Genomic DNA, 18,859 nt, shown 5'->3' with positions numbered 1-18,859 from the left:
CCTATTGTTTCGGAACCGCCCTCAGGTAGGCTGCGATTGCCTCGAGTTCCGGTTTCGGCAGGTGAGCGAGGTTGCGTTGCACGTCCGCCATCGAGCCGCCGGCCGAATCGAAGTCGGGGGTGAAGCCGGTTTCGAGATAGTTGGCGATATCCTCCTCGCTCCACGAGCCGACGGTTTTCGCGCCCGGCGTGATGTTGGGGATCCTGCCCTTGCCTTCCGGATTTGGCGCGCCCGCCAGCCACTTGCCTGCCTCGAAGCCTCCAAGCCGGTCGCGCGGCGTGTGGCATTCGCCGCAGTGACCGGCGCCTTCGACGAGATACTGGCCGCGCTTGATCCTGTCGTCGACATTGGCAGCGAGCGCAACACGCGGTTCATCGTTGAAATAGAGGAACTTCCAGCCGCCGAGCGCCAGCCGGATGTTGTAAGGGAACGGCAGCTCATGCGGCGGGGAGACATTGCTGCTTTTTGGCAGCGTCTTCAGAAAGCCGAAGAGATCGTTGACGTCCTTGTCGCTCATCCGGGCATACGAGTTGTAGGGAAACGAGGGATAGAGGTGCTGTCCGTTTGGCGCGACGCCACGTTTCATCGCGTTGCCGAACTGGGCCAGCGTCCATGTCCCAATGCCTGCTTTTTCGTCAGGCGAGATATTGGGAACGTGGAAGGTGCCGAAAGGGCTCTTCAGCGCCAGGCCGCCTGAGAGCGTGAGCTTGGCATCCCCCTCCGACCCCGGCGTCGCATGACAGCTTACGCAGCCACCCGTCCAGAAGACCCCCTCACCGTTCTTCAGATCGGGTTCGCCAAGATTGGCCCAGTGACTTTCGGGAAGCGCGTTCGGCGCGGTGATGAAATAGAAGGCCGCTCCGCCGATGACAACCACACCCACGAGACAGAGCAAAAACCGGACGAACCTGCGAACCATCTGCCGCTCCCGCTGCCGATAACGTCATTGAAAACATAAAACGATCCGCACCAGCGGCAAGGCTGGCGCGGATCGTTTGACTGAAAGGCCAGGATTATCAATCGGTCTTTATGCGGAACTTCTCATGACAGCCGCCGCAGTTCGCGCCAAGCGCCTTCATGGCGGTGCCGACACCGGCCGCGTCCGCCGGAAGCTGAGCGAGGAGCTTGTCGGCGTCATCCGAAAGCTTCGCCGCACGGGCCTTGAAGTCCGCGTGATCTTCCCAGATCTTCGGGCTCGCCGCCTTGTCACCCTTCTCGGTACCAGGCTTGAACTGATCGGGGAAAACCTTCGCGGTTTCTGCGATCGTCATCAACGACGCCTTCACGACCTCTGCGTCATAGGGCTTTTCGCCCTTGGCGATCGCCGCCATGGCGCCCGCTGCGCCGCCAACTTTCTTCATCAGCGCGGAGCGTGCGTCGTGCGTGCCGTCCTCCTGTGCTGCGATCGCGATGCCTACCCCCAGACCGGCGACGAGCACTGCCGCGGCTATAGCTTTCAGTATCATCTCTCCACTCCTCTTTTGATAACAACGTCCGCGAAGCCCGGCGCTTTGGCATACGGGCGGCATCATGGCAAATTTTTCCGCCCCAAAAAGTAACAAGTGGGTGAGACTTCAGGAAAAATAGAGTCCTAAATCGTTTCGTATTCGCGCCTCACGCCGGCGCGCGCCAGCCGTGCCATGCGGTGAGGATCGAAACGGCGATCAGCAGCGCGCCGGCGATCCGTCCGACCAGGATTGTCGCCTTCGGATTGCACACCAGCATAGTGCGGCTTCGCGCCGCTGTCAGGGCCAGGGTGCCGTAGACAGCGGCCTGCGTTGCCATCGTCATGACGCCCATAACAAGGCCCTGCACCCAGATCGGCCCGTAGACCGGTTTCAGAAACTGCGGATAGACCGCGATCATGAACAGATACGCCTTGGGATTCATCAGGCAGGTTGCCGCGCCCTGGCGAAACGCCCTCCAACCCGAACGCAAGCCGCCTGCCCCGACAGCATCGACGGTGATCGAACTGCGGATCAGCGTGTAGCCGATGCAGGCCATGTAAGCCGCGCCGGCGAAGAGCAGGGGATTGAACAGGGTCGGCAGGAGAACGGCGAGTGCACCGACTCCGATCGCGCCATAGAGCGAATGCACCGCCCCACCGGCCATGATCCCTGCGGTCGCGGCGATGCCCGTGCGCCTGCCACCGCTCAGCGAATTAGCCAGCACGAACAGCATATCCATGCCCGGGACGATGATGATGCCGAAGAGAAGCGTGAAGTAGAGCCAGAGATTTTCGCTGTAGGTCATGTCAGTTGTCCGCTATCCAATTCAAGGTCGATTTCAAAGACCATGTTGATTTTCAATTCGATAGCGAGAGCTATACGAGGACCCAACTGACAGTGTATTGTCAGGAGCCTGGGCCCAAGGAGGCGAAAAATGCGCAAGGCCTCACGACTTTTCGAGATCATCCAGATCCTGCGGTTGGCAAGCAAACCAATGACAGCAGCTCACATGGCGGAAACGCTCGAGGTGACGGTGCGCTCGATCTATCGCGACATCGCCGCCTTGCAGGCGATGCGCGTCCCGATCGAGGGCGGCCGCGGCATCGGCTACATCATGCGACCGGGCTTCGACCTACCGCCGCTGATGTTCTCGGTCGAGGAAATGGAGGCGATCGTCTTGTCGCTGGCGCTGCTCGACCGGACCGGCGACGAGGAACTCAAGCGAGCGGCCAAGGGCGTCAATCAGAAGATTGCCGGCTCCGTGCCGGCGCCGCTGCGCCAGGCGATGGAGCGAAAAGCGCTCTATGCCTGGGGATCGGTGGCGCAATCCCCCGTCGGGCTCGATCTTGGTTTGGTTCGCCGCGCCATCCGCGACGAACAGAAGCTGATGCTCGACTATCGCGACGAACTCGGCCGCGCGACGGAGCGCAGGATTCAGCCGATTGCGCTCATCTATTACTCGCAGACCGCAAACATTGTCGCCTGGTGCGAGCTACGCCAGGCGATCCGCAATTTCCGTAGCGACCGTGTCGAGCATTGCGAGACGGCCGACGCCTATTTCCGAGGCGACGGCGACCGGCTGCGGCAACTCTGGACGAGCGGATGGACGAATCCGCCGGCTGCCGCAACGGCCTAGAGCGGATGCCGAAACGTGTAAGCGGTTTTCGGCTGAAATCCCACTCTAGCTGCTTGATGTAGATCAGGATTCAGATTTCAGGTCGAACGACCTAAAATCATCCTGATCTGGTGGATCAGAGGTGCATGCCGCCGGAGACCTCGATGCGCTGACCGTTGACCCAGCGATTATCGTCGGAAAGCAGCGAGGCGATCATCGGGCCGATATCGTCGGGTACGCCGGCACGACCGAGCGCCGTCGCATCGGCGACCATCTTGTTGTAGGTCGGATTGTCCCGCACCATGCCGCCGCTGAAGTCGGTGGCGATTGCGCCCGGAGCAACCGTATTGGCCGTGATGCCGCGCGGGCCGAGTTCCTCGGCGAGGTAACGCGTGAAGACCTCGACCGCCCCTTTCATCGATGCATAGGCGGAAATACCGGGCACGGCAAAGCGTGCAAGGCCGCTCGAGATGTTGATGATACGCCCGCCATCGGCCATCAGTGGCAGGAGCTTCTGCGTCAGGAAGAAGACGCCCTTCAGGTGCACGTTGACGAGCTCGTCGAAAGCCTCTTCCGTCGTTTCGGCAATCGTTGCGTGATAGCCGCTGCCGGCGTTGTTGACGAGGTAGTCGAACCGGGACCGCCCAAGACCTTGCAGGGTATCCTTCACCCTGCCCACGAAGGCGTCGAAATCGGCGACCCGACCGGTGTCCAACTGCAGGGCAATGGCCTCGGCGCCGAGCGCCTTGATCTCCGAAGCCGCGGTCTCCGCTTCTGCCCGATTTGCTCGGTAGGTGAAGATGACGGTCACGCCACGACGGGCGAGATTGATCGCCGTGTTGCGGCCGAGCCCACGGCTGCCGCCGGTGACAATGGCAACCTTAAATGCTGAATTTGCTTGTGTTTCTCTTGGCATGATCTCTTCCTTTGCTGGGAGTTCGTGCCCCTACGGTACGCCTGCCAAGGCCTTTTGTTGAATGCCGGAACTCTCGAATTTCTTGCCTAATCCTCCAAGCGACTTGCGAACCACGCGGCGCGGCGCCTATCTTTTGATGCCGCCAAGGAATGACCGAGGAGACGCTGGCAATGCTCGATACCCTGAAGCAAGCAATCCAGACCTTTATCGACCGAACTGCCGGTGACACCGACGGACGCTTCGAGACCCCGTTGCCCGCGCTTTCGGTGTCGCGCGTCACCCATCCCGTCATGCCGAACCACATGATCTATCGGCCGACGATCTGCATCGTCGTGCAGGGGGCCAAGGAAATCATGGTTGGCGACCGGATCCTGGAATACGGCGAGATGCAGTCGCTGATCGTCACGTTCGAAGTGCCGGCGCTCGGACAGATCACGAGGGCCAGCAGGGAAGAACCCTATATCGGCTTGAACATCGATTTCGACGTGACGATCCTGCGCGAGGTGATGGAGGCGATGGAACAGCCGCCTCGCCCGGTCGGCGATAGCGCGGTCGGTGTTTTCGTGCAGAATTTCGATGGCGTGCTTGCCGACTGCGTGCTGAGGCTTGTCCGCCTCGCCGATACGCCGAAAGCAATTCCGGTGCTCTATCCCGCCATCATGCGCGAGATCTGCTACTGGCTGCTGACCGGACCGAATGCGGCCGAGGTCAGCAAGCTGGCGCTACCGGGCAGCCATGCCCGACGCATGACCGATGCGATTCATCTGCTGCGCGAGAACTTTGCGGCACCGGTGCGCATCGAGCAGCTTGCGTCGGTCGCGCACATGAGCCCCTCCTCCTTCCATCAGCATTTCAAGCAGATGACGGCGATGACGCCGCTGCAGTATCAGAAGAACATGCGATTGCTGGAAGCGCGCCGACTTATGGTGTCGGACGGCGCCAGCGTTGCTACCGCCGCCTATCAGGTCGGTTATGAAAGCGCTTCGCAGTTCAGCCGCGAATATTCGCGCATGTTCGGCACACCGCCGAAGCGCGACACCATGGAGCGAAAAGAGTTGCCGATGGTCACGGCCGCCTGAGCCGATGCCGACAGAGACGAGGCAGCGCACGCGATCTTCCCGTCCTATCCCGCAAACGCCGCTACTCTCGGCTCGATGCGATCATCCCCAGCTTTTCATGGCGTGTCGTCGATACGAAATCCGACCTTCATCACGACCTGATAGTGCGCTACCGCGCCGTCCTTGATATGACCTCGGATTTGATCCACTTCGAACCATTCGAGATTTCGCATCGTCTTCGAGGCTCGCGCGACGGCGGTCTCGATCGCCTCGGTGACTGACTCCTTCGAACTCCCAATGAGTTCCACCTTTTTATAAACGTGATCGCGCATCCTATCCTCCTCCTATTTGGTGCAGGCTGTGGTTTTCAGTTTCAACCGTCCTGAAACCGAGCCTACTTGACCCCGATACCAGCGGAATTTCAACACTAAAGCCGACAACGATACAAACCGAACGGTACAAGCTGCGCCCTGCCTCGCGGCGTGCGGCGTTCAGCCTTGCGCTGGTTGCAATTGGCGCCCCCACGCCTACTTTCTGTCCTGGTCACCTCCCTCGGAGTGGCAGAGATGACCGGGAGCAGATCATGTGCCGAAATATAAAACCCCTCTTCAATTTCGATCCGCCAGCGACGGACGAGGAGATCCACGATGCCGCGCTGCAGTTCGTGCGCAAGGTGAGCGGAACGACCAAACCGTCGAAGCGCAATGAGGTCGCGTTCGAGCGCGCGGTCGGTTCGATCGCAGCATGCGCCCGCGAACTGCTCGATTCGCTGGAAACGTCTCAACCCCCTCGCGATCGTGAGGAGGTAGCGGCAAAGGCGCGCGCGAGAACGGCGGCCCGGTTCGCGTAAGAGAGACCCGTCACGCAGGAAAACGAGCGTCGTGTTCAGAACCTGTTATCCAAAGGGAGGATGCCTTGCCTAGATCATCATTGTTTTTGTCACTAGCGCTGGCTGTTGGCCTGTCCGTCACATCATTATCCGTGCCGACGGAAGCAAGCGCACAGACCCATATCTCCATCAGTGTTGGTACCAATCTCAACAGAGGCAGAGGAATTAGCTGTAGTCAGGGAGAGAGGCTGCTCCGTAACCGCGGCTTTAGGGACGTCAGGCGGATCGACTGCCGCGGTCGTTTCTTCATCTATCGTGCATGGAGGGGCGGTAGCCGGTTCGAGATTGCCATACGGCAGCGCGATGGCCGCGTTGTGGATATGCGCCGCATCGGTGGAAGGCGATAGTGCCAAGACGCTGAAACCGACGATCTGTACGCGCGCTTGCCCGATTTGGCGCAAAACCTACCGTCACGGTTGGTGGTACCTGCGACCGAATTTGGCGATCTTCGACCACAGCTGCTTCCGGAATCCGCCGCTCTTCTTCACTCGTCGTCCTCTCGCTTGGGGATGTCGAGTTCGATCATGACAGGAGCGTGGTCGCTCGTGTGTTCCCAGCTTCTCGGCTTCCTGCGCACGCTCGCCGACTTCAGCCATGGGGCGACCGTCGGGCTGAGCAGGAAGTGATCGATCCGAAGACCGGCATCGCGCTCGAACGAGTTTCGCCAGTACTTCCAGAAGGTATAGATGCGCTCGTTGGGATGCAGATGCCTCACGGCGTCGGTCCAGCCCTGTGCAACGAGGTCGGCATAGGCCTTGCGGACTTCCGGCCGAAAGAGGGCGTCATCCAGCCAACGCTCCGGCTTGTAAACATCGATTTCCGTCGGCATCACGTTGAAGTCACCGACCAGGAGCGCAGGAATGTCGAGGTCGCGCAGTTCGGCGGCATATTCGTGGAGCCGTCGGAACCAGCGAAGCTTGTAGTCGAATTTCGGTCCAGGCGCGGGATTTCCGTTCGGAAGATAGAGACAGCCTATCAGGATGCCGTCGACAGCCGCCTCGATATAGCGGCTATGCGTGTCATCGGGATCGCAGGGAAGACCGCGCCGTGTCAGGATAGGCGTTGAGCCCCTGGAGAGGATCGCGACGCCATTCCAGCTCTTCTGTCCATGCCAGATCACGCCGTAGCCGGCCCGCTCCAATGCGCTGCGTGGAAACCGGGCATCCTCCGTTTTCAGTTCCTGTAGGCAGACGACGTCGGGCTTGTCCTCCTTCAGCCAGCGAAGGAGGATTTCCAGGCGTCCGTTCACGCCGTTGACGTTGTAGGTCGCGATCTTCAAGAGCCGAAGCACGCTTCGATGAGTTTCGATCGGAGGGAGATAGAAGCCAGGCGGCCAAAATCCAGAGTCCGGAGCGACCGCACTGGATTGAGGTGGCGACGGGGTCGGGATCATGGCCAACAGCAACAGCCGCGCCGCCAAGGCCGGATATTTCCCCACGCGCGAAACCCCATTCGGTGATACGGTGGCGAGCCGAACGTCCCTGATGCAAACGGGAAAAGTGGGAGAAGTCAGATGCCGACAATGTTCATAAGGCATGAGGTTTCGGACTACGCTGCCTGGCGTAAGGTCTACGACGCGTTCGCACCGGTGCAGAAGGCAAACGGGGTTATCGCCGGGGCGGTCTATCAAGCCGCCGACAATCCCAACGACGTGACCGTCACCCACGATTTCGCTACGGTCGAGGCAGCCCACGCCTTCGGCAAGCTGGAGGAGTTGAGGGCGGCGATGCGCACGGGAGGCGTGCTGGGCGCGCCGACGGTGTGGCTCACCAACAAGGCGTGAAACGACGGCATCGTTCTCGGCAGGGCTGAGACACGGGCAGCGCCCGGCGCAAGGAGCGTCGGGTAGCATCACCCTGCATGGGATCGCTCGGCTATGTCTTAGTTAATAGCCCGCCTTGCCGCGGGCGGTACAATCACGCATCGGTCGGTATTAGTCCTTGGCAACGGCCGCTTGGGAGTCACGTGATTCTGCCTGTGCGGAGCAATGACAGATAGCCGACCTATCCGACACGATTTGTTTTGCGGGCGACATCGGTGTCGTGTTCGAGGCGCTGTCCAGCTGGTGTCATGCACACAAGGTCGATCCCAACAGTCTCGATACGTGCCGGGCGGCCTCTATGCTCTTTGAGCTTTTCCAGCATGGCTACGACACCAAGGACAGGCTCTTGGCGGCGATGGATCGCCCCGATGCTGCCCGGCAGGGCGAGCAGCTGTCGGCGACGCCTTGAGCTCCGCCCCCCCTATGCGTCCTACCGAAGCGTCAGTGTCCGGCTGTCCTCGCGTCCGAAACCACGGACGTCGATGCGGTCGGCGCGGATCTCGACAATCGCGAATGTGTTCTCGGCCTCGGTATCGACCATCCCCTTGAAATTGAGGAAATGGCATCCCTCGATCGTGCCGAAATTGCCCGCGTGGTTGTGGCCGCTGAAATAGGCCGCGATGTGGTCGTGCGCCGTCAGCAGCGCGATCATGCGCTCGCGGTCCCAGCTGTCGTGCTCGTTAGGCGGATAGACCGGGTAATGGTTCATGACGATGACGCCCTCGCCAGCAGCGCCAGCCTCCTTGATCTGGTCGGAAAGCCAGGCGAATTGCTCGTCGCTCGGCATGGCGTTCCAGTCCTGCGCGTTGATGGCGCCGGCAGCCTTCAGCTCGGCGAGCCGGCGAGCGGCAATCTCCCGATAGGGATGGCCCTCCGGTGGAGCAAAGGTGCTGACCTCGTTGCCATTGAGAATAATGAACCGCCAGCCCTTCCTGACGAAGCTGTAGCAGGGCGACGCCAGGCCGACACGGCCGGCGACATCGGCCAGCCGGCCGGCCGCGACGGAAAAATCGTGATTGCCGAGCAGGAAGAAGTTCTCGTGCTTCAGGCTGTCGTAGAGCGGCAGGATATCGTCGAAGCTCTCGAAATCGCCGTCGATGATATCGCCGAGCGTGATGACGAAGCTCAGATCCTCGCCGTTGAAGACCTCGATCGCCTCCGAAAGCTTTGCGAGGCTTTTGCCATAATGGCGATCCATCCCGGCATGCGGCTCTTTCGCCGCGTATTGCGGATCTGCGACGACGCCGAAGCGGAGAATGGGGAGGTCGGAAAAGGATGTCATGGCAACGCTTTAGGCGCGCGGCATGACAAGCTTGTGACGGTCATCGAAACGAAACACCCGGCGTTTCGAGGCGCCGGGTGCTGACATCTTGCTTTTGCGAACCGCTTACTTCGCAGCGGCTTCGTAGCGTTCCAGGACGTAGTCCCAGTTGATCAGGCTGTCGACGAAGGCTTCAAGGTACTTCGGACGAGCGTTGCGGTAGTCGATGTAGTAGGAGTGTTCCCACACGTCGACGCCGAGGATCGGGGTTGCACCGTGCACGAGCGGGTTTTCGCCGTTCGGGGTCTTGGAGATTTCAAGCTTGCCGTTCTTGACGGAAACCCATGCCCAGCCGGAGCCGAACTGCGTCGTGCCGGCGGCGATGAAATCAGCCTTGAACTTGTCGTAGCCGCCGAGGTCGGAATTGATGGCAGCTTCGAGCTTGCTCGGCAGCTTGTTGCCGCCGCCGCCCTTCTTCATCCACTTCCAGAAGTGGACGTGGTTGTAGTGCTGGGCCGCATTGTTGAAGAGGCCGGCATTGGTGCCGAACGACTTCTTCACAACGTCTTCGAGGGACAGATCGGAAAGGCCTGCCTCTGCCGCGAGCTTGTTGCCGTTGTCGACGTAAGCCTTGTGGTGCTTGTCGTGATGGAATTCCAGGGTTTCCTTCGACATGAAGGGCTGAAGCGCTTCGTAGTCGTAAGGAAGTTCGGGCAATTCGAAAGCCATTGTGGGTCTCCTCTTGGCAATAGGTTGCGTAATCGGCAGGTGAGGCGGAACATAGGAGCGCAAGCATGCAGAGGCAACCGGCGAATTATCAAAAAAGACGGGCCGAGAGGAAAATTTGCCTTCGCCAAGCACTTGGCTTTGCAGCCCTGAATCGCCGATCATGGGCGCGTTTCATAACAGCAGGAAGACGAGGCTTTTCAGATGCAGAGGAATAAAATCCGCTTTTGCACACTTGCCATCGCAATGGCTGCGGCAGGGGCTGCCCGCGCTTCCTCAGGCGATGCCTGGCAGGAGTTTGCTTCTGAGGTCGAAGGCAAGTGCAAGCAGGCGGCACGCGCCTCGATCGAGTTTCCGCATGCCGTCGTCGACCCGTTTGGCAGCGAGCACTACGGCATCGCGTTGGTGACCGGCAAGCCGAAGGGCGGGAATGGCTTCGTCAGCTACTTCTGCGTCTACGACAAGCAGGCGAAAAGCGTCGAGCTGGGTAGCGAACTTCAGACCGACGAGATGCGGATTCTGCCCGAGGAATAAGGTCACCAGCTGCCTGTTGCACAAACATCACAGGTGCGCCCGTCAAACCTGTTGATTGTCATGCTGCGTATTTTGACACCGACACATAGCCGTTTCTAGATGTAAGCGCAGCATGCGTTTACGGACTCACGGCAATTTTCGATGGTCGTTTAATTAGCTGAAATCCATATTTCGCCGGCGTTTTTGGCAAGTACTTTGGGGCACAAGTCATGGTCATGAACTTTTTTCGTCGCGCAGAAGACGGCGGCAAGTCGCTGTCGACAACAGGATACCGACCCGCATCAATAACCGATCAGCGCCCAGCGGCCGACGAGGCGCTGCGTTACGCCATTCCTGATGTGAACGACTTCGCGGCCTTCGGCTCGGCGCTCGAGGAAAACCAGCGGACGTCGGAAGACCTGCTGTCGAGCCTCACATCGCTGCAGGAGCGCGTTTCCTCGCTGCTCGGGACCCACAGCCGGTCCTTGAACGAGACCGGCGCGCTGCGCGCCGAATGCGCGCGCATCAGCTCGCTTCTCGATTACGAAAGCAACGCGCGCCAGAAAGCCGATCAGGACAATCTTCGCCTGATCACCGAAAACAAGGATTTTCGTGCCGACAACACGCAGCTTCGCTCCGAGATCGAAGCCTTCCGCGACGAGCTGACGAAACTGCAGGGCGTGCATCAGGTCACCCGCGAAGAATTCACGATCATCGAGAACCGGTTGCTTGACGCCGAACGCGAACTGACGGATCGCGCCATCCAGTTCGATGAAGCCTCGACGCTTCTGAAGCGTGCACAGACCGAGCTTGACCAGCGCAGCCGCGAACTTTCGGCCACGCGTGAGAAGCTCGACAATGAGACGACGGCGCATCAGCTGCTAATGGAAACCTCGCGCCGCGAGAACGGCATCCAGACGCGCGAGATGGCCCGCCTCAACGAGGAACGCAGTCATCTGAAGTCCAGCCTCATCGAGCAGGAAGCCCAAGTGCGCAATCTGCAGATGGCTGTTGCCAACCTGAAGCAGGACCTCTCCCTCTTCGATGAACGTCATAAGAGGCTGGAAGTCGAGCATGAGACCCTGCAGGCCTCCTCGGCGCTCGAAATAGCCCACCTGACGACGAAGCATGAGGCGATCGGCTCCAAGGCCGAACTCGTGGAGAAGCTGCTCATCACGGCGAATGGCCGCAACAAGATGACGGACGAGGAACTGCAGGCGGCTCGCGCCGATCTCAAGCGTGTCAAATCGGAACTCGCCACCTCCCTCTCCCGCTCCGAGCGGCTTGCCGAGGAACTGCAGCGCGCCCGCACGACCGGCGCCGAGAGCGAGGCAGCACGCCGCGAACTCGCGACACAGGCCAACGAGCTGACGCTGAAGCTGCGCGAAGCCGAAAGCCTACGCGTGCGCCGCGACCGGGATGCCGATGCGCTGCGTCGCGACATCGATACGCGCATGGATTCGGATCGCTACGAGATCGGCCAATTGCGCACCAGCCTGGAGATCGCCAAGTCGGAGATTCGGCAACTGCGCGCCGAGCGCGCCATCCTGACCGGCCAGCTCGAAGTCGCGCGCAGCGACCGGGCCGGCGGCATGGCTCCGACTGCCCCCCGCGATGAGGGCGACGAGGTCCGCATGCCGGCAGCAAGCTTCACGCCGATGATCGACATCTCCGAGAAGTCGCTGCGTGCTCCATCGGCCGACAGCACGCCCGCCGAATGAGGTTTGACGGCGCCAGGCTCCGGCCTCGTGCCAAACCTTGCTTTTGCCTGTATTGTATTGGCTTCTTAAGGAGCTAAGGCCGATCGCGTGAACAAAGACTTACGCGATCTGCCTTAGGTCTTTGTTGTTATGCACGGCATGGCCTTGAAACGACTGCGCGCTTTCGGAGGGCATGCATTGGGCCGGAGGGGACGATGGCGCTCAGCATATCGCATCGCTTGCAGGATGGCATCGAATCCGTAGAGACCATGACCCGTTTCGCGTTCGCGGTCCTGGCGCTTGCCTCCGGCGTTTACACCTATCTCGGCGTGCGTAGCATCCTCGACGGGTCGGCGACCGCCGTGTTCTTCGCAGCACTCATCTATTCCAGTGCCGTTTCGGTGGCGATCTACGCCTTCTGGACCTATATGGCTCGCTTCTATCCGCATGTAACCGGTACAGGCGGCCGGGCCGCCATGCTCGGCGTCATGGCGCTCGGTTGCGCGATGATCATCGCCATGTCGAGCTGGCTGAACGCGGCCGCCCTGGCCGGCTCGGCGGCGCTCGAACAGCATCTGGCAGAAACACTGGAAGGCTACACCGCCGATCTCGACCAGGCGCATCAGAACGCGCTCGCCGCGCAGAGCCTGCTTCCCGACATCCAGCGCACACAGGAGCGGTTCCAGCGGCTTGCCGACCAGGAGCGCGAGACCGGCGCGCTGACCGGAACAACCGGAGCGGGCAGCGTCGTCCAGCTTCTGTCGCAGATGGCCTCGCAACTGACCGAGCTGGAAAACGGCATCAACGCCTCGCGCGAGCGCGTGACGACCCTCTTCGACGAGGGCCGAAAGCACCTCGAGACGATGCGGACGCTGGTTTCCGCGCCAGGCGCGATCAACCCGCGCGCCGACCAGTTCGCCGCCGAAGTCGTCGGGCTTTCCGGCGTCATCACCTCGCTGGAACAGACCTCGATTGCGCCATCGGTCAAACGCGCCGCGGAAGACCTGTCGCTCGGCTTCATCGCGCCGGTCGCGGACGGACGCGAGGCAGATCTTGTCAACCGGCAGGATCAGGTCATGGAGACGATCCGATCCTCCGTCGCGGCGCAGTCCAAGGTGTTGTCACAGGCAGCCGACCAGATTCTCGAGCGCGAGCCGGTGGCCGAGCGGCGTTTCGTGCCGCTGTCTTCGGCCGAAGCCGTGTTGCGCTACGCCGGTGATTTCATTCCCAGCTGGGCCGGCGCCATCTCGATCGATATCCTGCCCGCGGTACTGATCTTCATGCTGGCGATCGTCCATTCGACGCTGCGTCGGCAGGAACAACGCCTGCCCTTCGCCGAACGGATCACTGCAGCCGAGCTCCTGCAGGCGCTGGAGGTGCAGCGTGAAGTCCGGCGGCACGGCGTCGACATCGAAGCTGCCATGGATGCCGCAGAGCGGAGCGAAGCGACGGAGCAATCGAACATTGCGAGCTTCGATCTTTCCGGCAAGGGACCGCGCAAGGGACCGCCGGCATGAGACTGGAAACAGCGGGGCAGAAGCTGAAGGACTACGTGCTCTCTGCCGATGACGGCACGCTGATGCGGCATGTCTTCCATGCTCTGCTGACGTTGGCTGCAATCTTCGTGATCATCGATTGGCATGAAATCGGCGCCGCCAGTTCCGACATTCCAGCCTTCGATCCGATGATGCCGGACGCCATGCCGATGCTTCCGCCGGCTCTCACGCTGGGCAAGCCCCAAAACGCACCTGCCGAGATCATCGCAGACCCCAAGGTTCTGAGAAAGCCGATCCGCTTCGAACTGCAGGCAGGCGGTGTGCTCCTTGCGCAAGGCACGATCGAACCGGGCGCGGCCGCACGCTTTGATGCCGAAATCAAAGCCCGTGGCGAGTACGTTAAAACAGTCTCGCTCGACTCGCCGGGCGGATCGATTGGCGATGCGCTCGCCATCTCCACGGTTATCCGCGAACGCAAGATTGCAACCACCGTTGCCAGCGGCGCCCTTTGCGTTTCCTCCTGTCCGATCATCATGGCCGGCGGTGTCGTGCGCACAGCGGACAAGGATGCCGTTATCGGCGTGCATCAGGTTTTCAACGGCACCGGTGAGAGGCTTTCGCCTGAACTTGCCATGTCGGAAGCCCAACGCACCACCGCCGATGTGACCCGCCACCTCGACGAAATGGGAATCAAGCCCGGGCTCTGGATCCACGCCATGGAGACGCCACCCGACAGGCTCTACTATCTCTCGCCCGATGAACTGAAGGAATTCGCACTCGTTGCGCCGGTCGTTGCGGCGGTCAAGAAGGCAAAATAGGCGATCCTTAAGCGGATCTTCCATTGATGGTGCTTGCTGTTGCTCTCCCTTTTCTTCGAAGCAAGTCAATTCATGGCATGGGTGCGAGTGGTACGCCCATGTCTAACGCGTCATGGCCGAGCCATCTGGCGGGCTGTTCTATTGGTCCGGCTCCGGCAAGGATCAGGGATGCATTGCCCGCTCCAACTGGAAACGGCAGAATGACCGACATGGGCCGAGACCGGATATTTCAATCGCATTGTCGGATTGACAAAAACTGGTTCGTCCTAGGGGCACTCTCAAGTGTTCTGTCCAAAGGAGGATCATCATGCCGAACACGATACGTCTTCACCGCGTCCTGGCGGCCAGTCCCGAGAAAGTCTATCGAGCATTCGTAGAGGCGGATGCGCTGGCCAAATGGCTTCCCCCGAATGGGTTTGTCTGTACGGTGCATCATTTGGAGCCAACGGTCGGCGGAACACACAAGATGTCCTTCCGGAATTTCACGACCGGCGGAAGCCATTCCTTCGGCGGCAGCTATCTCGAATTGGTGCCAGGCGAGAAGCTTCGTTACACGGACAAGTTCGACAACCCCAACCTGCCTGGCGAAATGGAGGTCACCGTGACATTGAAAAAAGTCTCGGTCGGAACCGAACTCGATGTCGTCCAGGCGGGCGTCCCGGACGAGATCCCCCCAGAGGCCTGCTATCTCGGTTGGCAGGAATCGCTCCGTAATCTGGCAAGGCTCGTCGAGCCGGAAATCAACGAATAGATCTCAGAACCTGCGCCGTTTAGAGAACGGCTGCTCGATCGTTCATGAGAGCAAAGTCAAAGCCCGTCTGACGAGGTGGCATCGGCCTGCGCCGACGCGCTTGCCGAACTCCTCGTTAGCTCCGGGGCGGAGCGACCGAAGGACCTGACAGCTCGCCCAGGACATCGATCTCGATCTCCACGCAGACCGTCTCATACTCCGCGATCAGAGGGTCGCCGCCATCGAGGTTCTGGCGAAACCTCTCCAGCGCTGAGCATGCCGCATCGTAAGCTTCGAGAATTCCGTCGAGCGGAGACCCTTCCTCCAAATGTTGAAGCTGCTTGCGAACAGCGGGAAGCTTCAGCATCAGCCTGGCTCGTCCACGCTGCGTTGCTTCTTGGCTCCCGTCTCTCTCGATGCGATCGCGCCCCATCGAGCGCTCCCTCCTCAACACATGCCGAGAATTATGACAGGACCGCCTGCTCCAAAGGAGTATATTACGGTAGTTTCGGGTAGCGCCGGCCTTCGGCCGAGGTTCAAGTTTACGCCGATTTTACCGCTGCGTACTTTCGTCCGCGTTTCGGCGCCTCCATCGTCCTCTCGACCGACGGAAGTCCATTTCAGGGTGCATTGATAAATATGCTTGCCGCTATGTTTTTGAGCCTCTATCGTTTGATTATCCCGTTGTAAATTCTACTTAATCAGAATCGTGGTGTTCCGATGAGCAGTGCAGAGACGGACAAAATCGGCCTGGTCGAACTGGCGCCGGATGAAGTGCAGGAACAACTTACGCGTATTCTGCGGAGCCAGGAGTTCCGGTTGCCCGCGCGGGCACGCCAGTTTCTGCAGTTCGTTGTCGAAGAGACTCTCGAAGGGCGGCGTGATTACCTGAAGGCTTTCACTATCGCCCAAACGGTATTCGGACGAGACGCGAATTTCGATGCCCAGAATGATCCATGTGTCAGGATCGAAGCCGGGCGGTTGCGAAGAGAGCTTGAGCGGTACTATCTGGTGGCCGGGGCTGATGATCCGGTCATTATCACGATCCCGAAGGGCGGGTATGTGCCGGTATTTCGGCGGAACTCGGAGACCAGCCCCGCGGGTGTCGCGGACGAGGTGTCGAGCGTTTCGGAACATGCCGAGGTGGGTTCGGCGCAGATCGATGCTCCTCCCGGTCGAATGAAGCCGCCCTTGATGAAGCGTCGGCATTGGCTCGCTGCGGGAGGCACGGCGATTGCCCTCCTCGCCGCGATGGTGGGAATGCTTCAAGGGATGAAGGCGCCGGAACAGAAAGAGACATTGGCGAGTGCGGAGAATCGCCTCACACTCGTCGTGGAAAGTTTCGATACAGTCTCGGGTGGGCCGCTTGCATCGAGTGTCTCCCAGGGCATCACCGATGAGATTATCGACAAGCTCGTCCCCTTCAAGGACATTGTCGTCCTCACCGACGATCAAGCCCGTCAAGCCGGGGACATTCAAAACGAGCCATTGTATTCGCTCCAGGGGAGTGTCCGGCTGGAAGGCGAAAAGCTTCGATCTTCCGCGCGCTTGGTCCGGCGGGCGGATGGAGCGGTGATTTGGGCGAACAACTATGACGCTGATTTGCGCGCACAGAGCGTCCTTGAAACAGAAGCAGCTCTTGCCGATGACATTGCGACCGCTGTCGCCCGCCCTTTCGGTGTCATTTTCCAGACGGACGCCGCCAACGTCGCCGGAAGTTGGGACACATATTCCTGCACCCTTTCGTACTACAGCTACCGAAACGAGATGACCCGGCTGGCACACGATGTTGCGAAGACCTGCCTGCAGCAGGCAATCGAGAAGAAAGACACCGATTCCTCCCTTGCTGCCCTTCTTTCGCTCACTCTTCTCGATGAATTCCGGTTTCCTTTCCAACTCAATACCAAGCCGACGCCGGCGACGCTCAAGACCGCAAAAGACCTGGCCGAACGAGCGGTGCAGCTCGACCCACAGAACGCTCGTGCCCTTCAAGCGCTGATGCTTGCCAACTTTTTCGGCAATGATATTGCCGGAGCCTTGAGAGCCGGTGAGGCAGCCTATGCTATCAATCCGAACGACACCGAGGTCGCTGGCGAATACGGCCTGCGTCTCTCCATGTCGGGAAAATGGGACACAGGCTGCGAACTGATATCAACGGCGGTCAGAAAAAATGCCGGGCCAGGAGGTTACTACGAGGTCGGGATGGCGCTCTGTGCCTTTATGAGAGGCGATGCTCAGGCAGCCGAACTCTGGTCGCGTATGTCGGACCTCAACTACAATCCGATGCACAGGCTCGTCTTGCTGTCCATTCTCGGAGCATTGGGGAAGCACGAGCAGGCCAAGGAGCAACTTGATTGGCTGAATACCAACAGCCCAGCCTTGATCCCGAATGTCCGGCAAGAGGTCGTCAAGCGTTTGGCGAGCCCCAAGGACCAGGAGCGGTTCTTCGCGGGATTGCGCTCTGGCGGGATGATCGTCGAGGACGAGCAGGCCGTTAACTGACGCAGCAAGAAAAAGGGCCGCAGCTGGGCTGCGGCCAAGGCACTGCCACCAATCAGGCAAGTGTAGGTTAGGCTCGAAACCTGGCGCAGCCTATCACGACTTTGGGCGAAACTCCGTGCACAGGGCCGTCAGTATGGCCACCATCCCAAATGTATCAACAGCGACAGAACACCCTGCGCGATGGCTATATCGACCAACGCCACAACCGCCGAGCCGCGCAGGAGTTCCCACCACCTGTTCTTCGCCACGATTTCCTTGGTTGAAGCGTTACGCATTGCGAAACCACCTCCCTGGACAGTACGTTCCGCCGTCAGGACTTCTTCGTGAATACTCCGAGGTTTATAAGCTGGACACGGCGGTTGTTCGAGGCATTGGCATCGGTTCCTTCGATCGGCAGATGTTCGCCGACGCCGACTGCGTAAAGACGCTGCGGGTCGACGGCGAATGTCGTCGAAAGCGCTTCCTTGATCGCCGCGGCACGCTGCTCACTCAATTCCAGATTATGCTTTTCGTCGCCCGTGGCGCTGGAATGCCCGATGACCAGGAACTTGTAGTCCCACAAGTTCGGATGATGAAGGGCGTCGGCGAGCAGCCCGAGCGTCCGATAGGACTTCGGCTGGATGGCGACGGAGTCGTTCTCGAAGTTGATCTCCAACACCATCTGCGGAAGCTTTGCGATGCGCTTCCAGTTCGGCAGCGCCGACATTGGCTTGTCTCCGCCGCTGATTGCTTCCTGCCGCAAGATTTCCACGTCGATTGCGGGCGCGGCCGCAGTCAGCTTCCCCAATCCTTTGACGATCCGCTCTTGCGATACTTCCTGAGCGAACGCCAAGCTAGGGAAGAGAATACCGGCAGCCAGCGCAACTACGGTTTTTGAAAGCATTCTTGTCATCGGCTTATCTCCATCCCGCGTCGGTGATCACCTGATTGCATTCCTCGCTGACTCGTTTCTCCTTCTTGACGAGGCAGGCGAGAACGAAGCCGTCGCCCTTGATGCCCGAGCAGCTCTTTGACATGTCCCTCTGGCAGACCTGCTCGTAAGATGCTTGAGCGTGTTCGCGCTGCCCGATTGACTGGAAGACGGCGGACAACGAACTCTTGCAGGTGGGCGAAACCTTGGCGGCGTTCTGCTGCAGGCAGTCGGCAATACGTCCGCCTCCGAGGTTGAGACCTTTGCAAAGCTTTTGGATATCGGCCCCACAGTCATCGGCGAGCTTCGTCACCGCGTCTGCGTAACTTAAGGTCTGGGCACTAACCGCTCCAGTATGAACAAGGGAAGCGACCAGAACAGCCGCTACCAGCAAATTGCGCTTCAGCATATCGCCCTCTTTCAGTCTCGGGGTGAGATCGAACAAGTGAAGCTTG

At 60.1% G+C, this 18,859-nt stretch carries 22 protein-coding genes; 10 read left to right on the top strand and 12 right to left on the bottom strand.

Features of this window, described 5'->3' with window-relative positions:
* Position 1: 1 nt before the first annotated feature.
* The 3 genes from NBG89_RS03675 to NBG89_RS03665 all read right to left on the bottom strand — a co-directional run bounded on the left by NBG89_RS03675 (position 2) and on the right by NBG89_RS03665 (position 2,253).
* The gene (locus tag NBG89_RS03675; protein ID WP_431321767.1) at positions 2 to 919 is read right to left on the bottom strand and encodes a c-type cytochrome; all 918 of its coding nucleotides are present in this window, start codon (positions 917 to 919) and stop codon (positions 2 to 4) included.
* A 97-nt stretch (positions 920 to 1,016) separates the two neighbouring features.
* Positions 1,017 to 1,466 carry a c-type cytochrome gene (locus NBG89_RS03670; protein ID WP_431321766.1) on the bottom strand — a complete coding sequence of 150 codons (450 nt, stop codon included), beginning with the start codon at positions 1,464 to 1,466 and terminating at the stop codon, positions 1,017 to 1,019.
* A 148-nt stretch (positions 1,467 to 1,614) separates the two neighbouring features.
* Entirely contained in the window at positions 1,615 to 2,253 is a 639-nt protein-coding gene (locus tag NBG89_RS03665) for a LysE family translocator (RefSeq protein ID WP_431321765.1), read from the bottom strand.
* A gap of 129 nt (positions 2,254 to 2,382) precedes the next feature.
* On the opposite strand from NBG89_RS03665, the gene NBG89_RS03660 reads away from it, so the two are divergent.
* Positions 2,383 to 3,084, top strand: a complete 702-nt coding sequence (locus NBG89_RS03660; RefSeq protein ID WP_431321764.1) for a helix-turn-helix transcriptional regulator — start codon at positions 2,383 to 2,385, stop codon at positions 3,082 to 3,084.
* A 115-nt stretch (positions 3,085 to 3,199) separates the two neighbouring features.
* Here NBG89_RS03660 and NBG89_RS03655 read toward each other — a convergent pair whose 3' ends face one another.
* A complete protein-coding gene (locus NBG89_RS03655; RefSeq protein WP_431321763.1) occupies positions 3,200 to 3,979 on the bottom strand; it encodes an SDR family NAD(P)-dependent oxidoreductase in 780 nt (259 codons plus the stop codon).
* A 170-nt stretch (positions 3,980 to 4,149) separates the two neighbouring features.
* Between NBG89_RS03655 and NBG89_RS03650 the strand changes: the two genes are divergently transcribed.
* Positions 4,150 to 5,058, top strand: a complete 909-nt coding sequence (locus NBG89_RS03650; RefSeq protein ID WP_431321762.1) for an AraC family transcriptional regulator N-terminal domain-containing protein — start codon at positions 4,150 to 4,152, stop codon at positions 5,056 to 5,058.
* 95 nt (positions 5,059 to 5,153) lie between these two features.
* Here the strand turns inward: NBG89_RS03650 and NBG89_RS03645 are convergent, their stop codons facing one another.
* Positions 5,154 to 5,369 (bottom strand): dodecin, encoded by a 216-nt coding sequence (locus NBG89_RS03645; protein ID WP_431321761.1) that lies wholly within the window; start codon positions 5,367 to 5,369, stop codon positions 5,154 to 5,156.
* 251 nt (positions 5,370 to 5,620) lie between these two features.
* Between NBG89_RS03645 and NBG89_RS03640 the strand changes: the two genes are divergently transcribed.
* On the top strand, positions 5,621 to 5,887 hold the full coding sequence (locus NBG89_RS03640; RefSeq protein WP_088692304.1) for a DUF2277 domain-containing protein: 267 nt from the start codon (positions 5,621 to 5,623) through the stop codon (positions 5,885 to 5,887).
* A gap of 523 nt (positions 5,888 to 6,410) precedes the next feature.
* Here the strand turns inward: NBG89_RS03640 and xth are convergent.
* Positions 6,411 to 7,205, bottom strand: a complete 795-nt coding sequence (gene xth / locus NBG89_RS03635; RefSeq protein ID WP_431322770.1) for an exodeoxyribonuclease III — start codon at positions 7,203 to 7,205, stop codon at positions 6,411 to 6,413.
* A gap of 234 nt (positions 7,206 to 7,439) precedes the next feature.
* On the opposite strand from xth, the gene NBG89_RS03630 reads away from it, so the two are divergent.
* Positions 7,440 to 7,709, top strand: a complete 270-nt coding sequence (locus tag NBG89_RS03630) for a cyclase (RefSeq protein ID WP_431321760.1) — start codon at positions 7,440 to 7,442, stop codon at positions 7,707 to 7,709.
* 469 nt (positions 7,710 to 8,178) lie between these two features.
* Here the strand turns inward: NBG89_RS03630 and NBG89_RS03625 are convergent, their stop codons facing one another.
* Both NBG89_RS03625 and NBG89_RS03620 read right to left on the bottom strand, forming a co-directional pair.
* Entirely contained in the window at positions 8,179 to 9,030 is an 852-nt protein-coding gene (locus NBG89_RS03625) for a metallophosphoesterase (protein WP_431321759.1), read from the bottom strand.
* Between the two features lie 105 nt (positions 9,031 to 9,135).
* Entirely contained in the window at positions 9,136 to 9,738 is a 603-nt protein-coding gene (locus tag NBG89_RS03620) for a superoxide dismutase (protein ID WP_018116360.1), read from the bottom strand.
* A gap of 201 nt (positions 9,739 to 9,939) precedes the next feature.
* Here NBG89_RS03620 and NBG89_RS03615 point away from each other — a divergent pair, with 201 nt between their 5' ends.
* The 5 genes from NBG89_RS03615 (at position 9,940) to NBG89_RS03595 (ending at position 15,013) form a co-directional block, all read left to right on the top strand.
* Positions 9,940 to 10,269, top strand: a complete 330-nt coding sequence (locus NBG89_RS03615) for a hypothetical protein (protein WP_431321758.1) — start codon at positions 9,940 to 9,942, stop codon at positions 10,267 to 10,269.
* A gap of 209 nt (positions 10,270 to 10,478) precedes the next feature.
* The gene (locus tag NBG89_RS03610) at positions 10,479 to 11,969 is read left to right on the top strand and encodes a hypothetical protein (RefSeq protein ID WP_431321757.1); all 1,491 of its coding nucleotides are present in this window, start codon (positions 10,479 to 10,481) and stop codon (positions 11,967 to 11,969) included.
* 194 nt (positions 11,970 to 12,163) lie between these two features.
* A complete protein-coding gene (locus tag NBG89_RS03605; RefSeq protein ID WP_431321756.1) occupies positions 12,164 to 13,465 on the top strand; it encodes a hypothetical protein in 1,302 nt (433 codons plus the stop codon).
* Positions 13,462 to 14,262 (top strand): ATP-dependent Clp protease proteolytic subunit, encoded by an 801-nt coding sequence (locus tag NBG89_RS03600; protein ID WP_431321755.1) that lies wholly within the window; start codon positions 13,462 to 13,464, stop codon positions 14,260 to 14,262. Before NBG89_RS03605 ends, NBG89_RS03600 begins: the two co-directional genes overlap by 4 nt.
* 307 nt (positions 14,263 to 14,569) lie before the next feature.
* Positions 14,570 to 15,013: an SRPBCC family protein gene (locus NBG89_RS03595; RefSeq protein WP_431321754.1), complete on the top strand. Its 444-nt coding sequence runs from the start codon at positions 14,570 to 14,572 to the stop codon at positions 15,011 to 15,013.
* Positions 15,014 to 15,128: 115 nt separating this feature from the next.
* Here the strand turns inward: NBG89_RS03595 and NBG89_RS03590 are convergent, their stop codons facing one another.
* A complete protein-coding gene (locus tag NBG89_RS03590; RefSeq protein ID WP_431321753.1) occupies positions 15,129 to 15,359 on the bottom strand; it encodes a hypothetical protein in 231 nt (76 codons plus the stop codon).
* Positions 15,360 to 15,712: 353 nt separating this feature from the next.
* On the opposite strand from NBG89_RS03590, the gene NBG89_RS03585 reads away from it, so the two are divergent.
* Positions 15,713 to 17,494: a hypothetical protein gene (locus tag NBG89_RS03585; protein WP_431321752.1), complete on the top strand. Its 1,782-nt coding sequence runs from the start codon at positions 15,713 to 15,715 to the stop codon at positions 17,492 to 17,494.
* 128 nt (positions 17,495 to 17,622) lie between these two features.
* Here the strand turns inward: NBG89_RS03585 and NBG89_RS03580 are convergent, their stop codons facing one another.
* Genes NBG89_RS03580 through NBG89_RS03570 form a run of 3 tightly spaced genes read right to left on the bottom strand, consistent with a single transcriptional unit; the run spans position 17,623 to position 18,813 of the window.
* Entirely contained in the window at positions 17,623 to 17,769 is a 147-nt protein-coding gene (locus NBG89_RS03580; protein WP_431321751.1) for a hypothetical protein, read from the bottom strand.
* Positions 17,770 to 17,804: 35 nt separating this feature from the next.
* A complete protein-coding gene (locus tag NBG89_RS03575; RefSeq protein WP_431322769.1) occupies positions 17,805 to 18,377 on the bottom strand; it encodes an OmpA family protein in 573 nt (190 codons plus the stop codon).
* A 13-nt stretch (positions 18,378 to 18,390) separates the two neighbouring features.
* Positions 18,391 to 18,813 carry a hypothetical protein gene (locus NBG89_RS03570; protein ID WP_431321750.1) on the bottom strand — a complete coding sequence of 141 codons (423 nt, stop codon included), beginning with the start codon at positions 18,811 to 18,813 and terminating at the stop codon, positions 18,391 to 18,393.
* Positions 18,814 to 18,859: the final 46 nt, after the last annotated feature.

Origin of the sequence: Rhizobium sp. YTU87027, assembly GCF_050644135.1 — a bacterium.
In the GTDB taxonomy this organism is placed as follows: Bacteria; Pseudomonadota; Alphaproteobacteria; order Rhizobiales; family Rhizobiaceae; genus Rhizobium.
The sequence above is the reverse complement of the archived record's forward strand: the minus strand, read 5'-3'. Positions and strand labels throughout refer to the sequence as shown.

What these genes read in the sequence shown, in the direction of transcription:
- NBG89_RS03610 (WP_431321757.1), top strand. Translation starts at nt 10,479, where the DNA reads ATGGTCATGAACTTTTTTCGTCGCGCAGAAGACGGCGGCAAGTCGCTG.
- NBG89_RS03590 (WP_431321753.1), bottom strand. Translation starts at nt 15,359, where the DNA reads ATGCTGAAGCTTCCCGCTGTTCGCAAGCAGCTTCAACATTTGGAGGAA.
- NBG89_RS03620 (WP_018116360.1), bottom strand. Translation starts at nt 9,738, where the DNA reads ATGGCTTTCGAATTGCCCGAACTTCCTTACGACTACGAAGCGCTTCAG.
- NBG89_RS03660 (WP_431321764.1), top strand. Translation starts at nt 2,383, where the DNA reads ATGCGCAAGGCCTCACGACTTTTCGAGATCATCCAGATCCTGCGGTTG.
- NBG89_RS03670 (WP_431321766.1), bottom strand. Translation starts at nt 1,466, where the DNA reads ATGATACTGAAAGCTATAGCCGCGGCAGTGCTCGTCGCCGGTCTGGGG.
- NBG89_RS03615 (WP_431321758.1), top strand. Translation starts at nt 9,940, where the DNA reads ATGCAGAGGAATAAAATCCGCTTTTGCACACTTGCCATCGCAATGGCT.
- NBG89_RS03625 (WP_431321759.1), bottom strand. Translation starts at nt 9,030, where the DNA reads ATGACATCCTTTTCCGACCTCCCCATTCTCCGCTTCGGCGTCGTCGCA.
- NBG89_RS03665 (WP_431321765.1), bottom strand. Translation starts at nt 2,253, where the DNA reads ATGACCTACAGCGAAAATCTCTGGCTCTACTTCACGCTTCTCTTCGGC.
- NBG89_RS03675 (WP_431321767.1), bottom strand. Translation starts at nt 919, where the DNA reads ATGGTTCGCAGGTTCGTCCGGTTTTTGCTCTGTCTCGTGGGTGTGGTT.
- NBG89_RS03600 (WP_431321755.1), top strand. Translation starts at nt 13,462, where the DNA reads ATGAGACTGGAAACAGCGGGGCAGAAGCTGAAGGACTACGTGCTCTCT.
- NBG89_RS03655 (WP_431321763.1), bottom strand. Translation starts at nt 3,979, where the DNA reads ATGCCAAGAGAAACACAAGCAAATTCAGCATTTAAGGTTGCCATTGTC.
- NBG89_RS03580 (WP_431321751.1), bottom strand. Translation starts at nt 17,769, where the DNA reads ATGCGTAACGCTTCAACCAAGGAAATCGTGGCGAAGAACAGGTGGTGG.
- NBG89_RS03575 (WP_431322769.1), bottom strand. Translation starts at nt 18,377, where the DNA reads ATGCTTTCAAAAACCGTAGTTGCGCTGGCTGCCGGTATTCTCTTCCCT.
- NBG89_RS03585 (WP_431321752.1), top strand. Translation starts at nt 15,713, where the DNA reads ATGAGCAGTGCAGAGACGGACAAAATCGGCCTGGTCGAACTGGCGCCG.
- NBG89_RS03650 (WP_431321762.1), top strand. Translation starts at nt 4,150, where the DNA reads ATGCTCGATACCCTGAAGCAAGCAATCCAGACCTTTATCGACCGAACT.
- NBG89_RS03645 (WP_431321761.1), bottom strand. Translation starts at nt 5,369, where the DNA reads ATGCGCGATCACGTTTATAAAAAGGTGGAACTCATTGGGAGTTCGAAG.
- NBG89_RS03570 (WP_431321750.1), bottom strand. Translation starts at nt 18,813, where the DNA reads ATGCTGAAGCGCAATTTGCTGGTAGCGGCTGTTCTGGTCGCTTCCCTT.
- NBG89_RS03630 (WP_431321760.1), top strand. Translation starts at nt 7,440, where the DNA reads ATGCCGACAATGTTCATAAGGCATGAGGTTTCGGACTACGCTGCCTGG.
- NBG89_RS03605 (WP_431321756.1), top strand. Translation starts at nt 12,164, where the DNA reads ATGGCGCTCAGCATATCGCATCGCTTGCAGGATGGCATCGAATCCGTA.
- NBG89_RS03595 (WP_431321754.1), top strand. Translation starts at nt 14,570, where the DNA reads ATGCCGAACACGATACGTCTTCACCGCGTCCTGGCGGCCAGTCCCGAG.
- NBG89_RS03640 (WP_088692304.1), top strand. Translation starts at nt 5,621, where the DNA reads ATGTGCCGAAATATAAAACCCCTCTTCAATTTCGATCCGCCAGCGACG.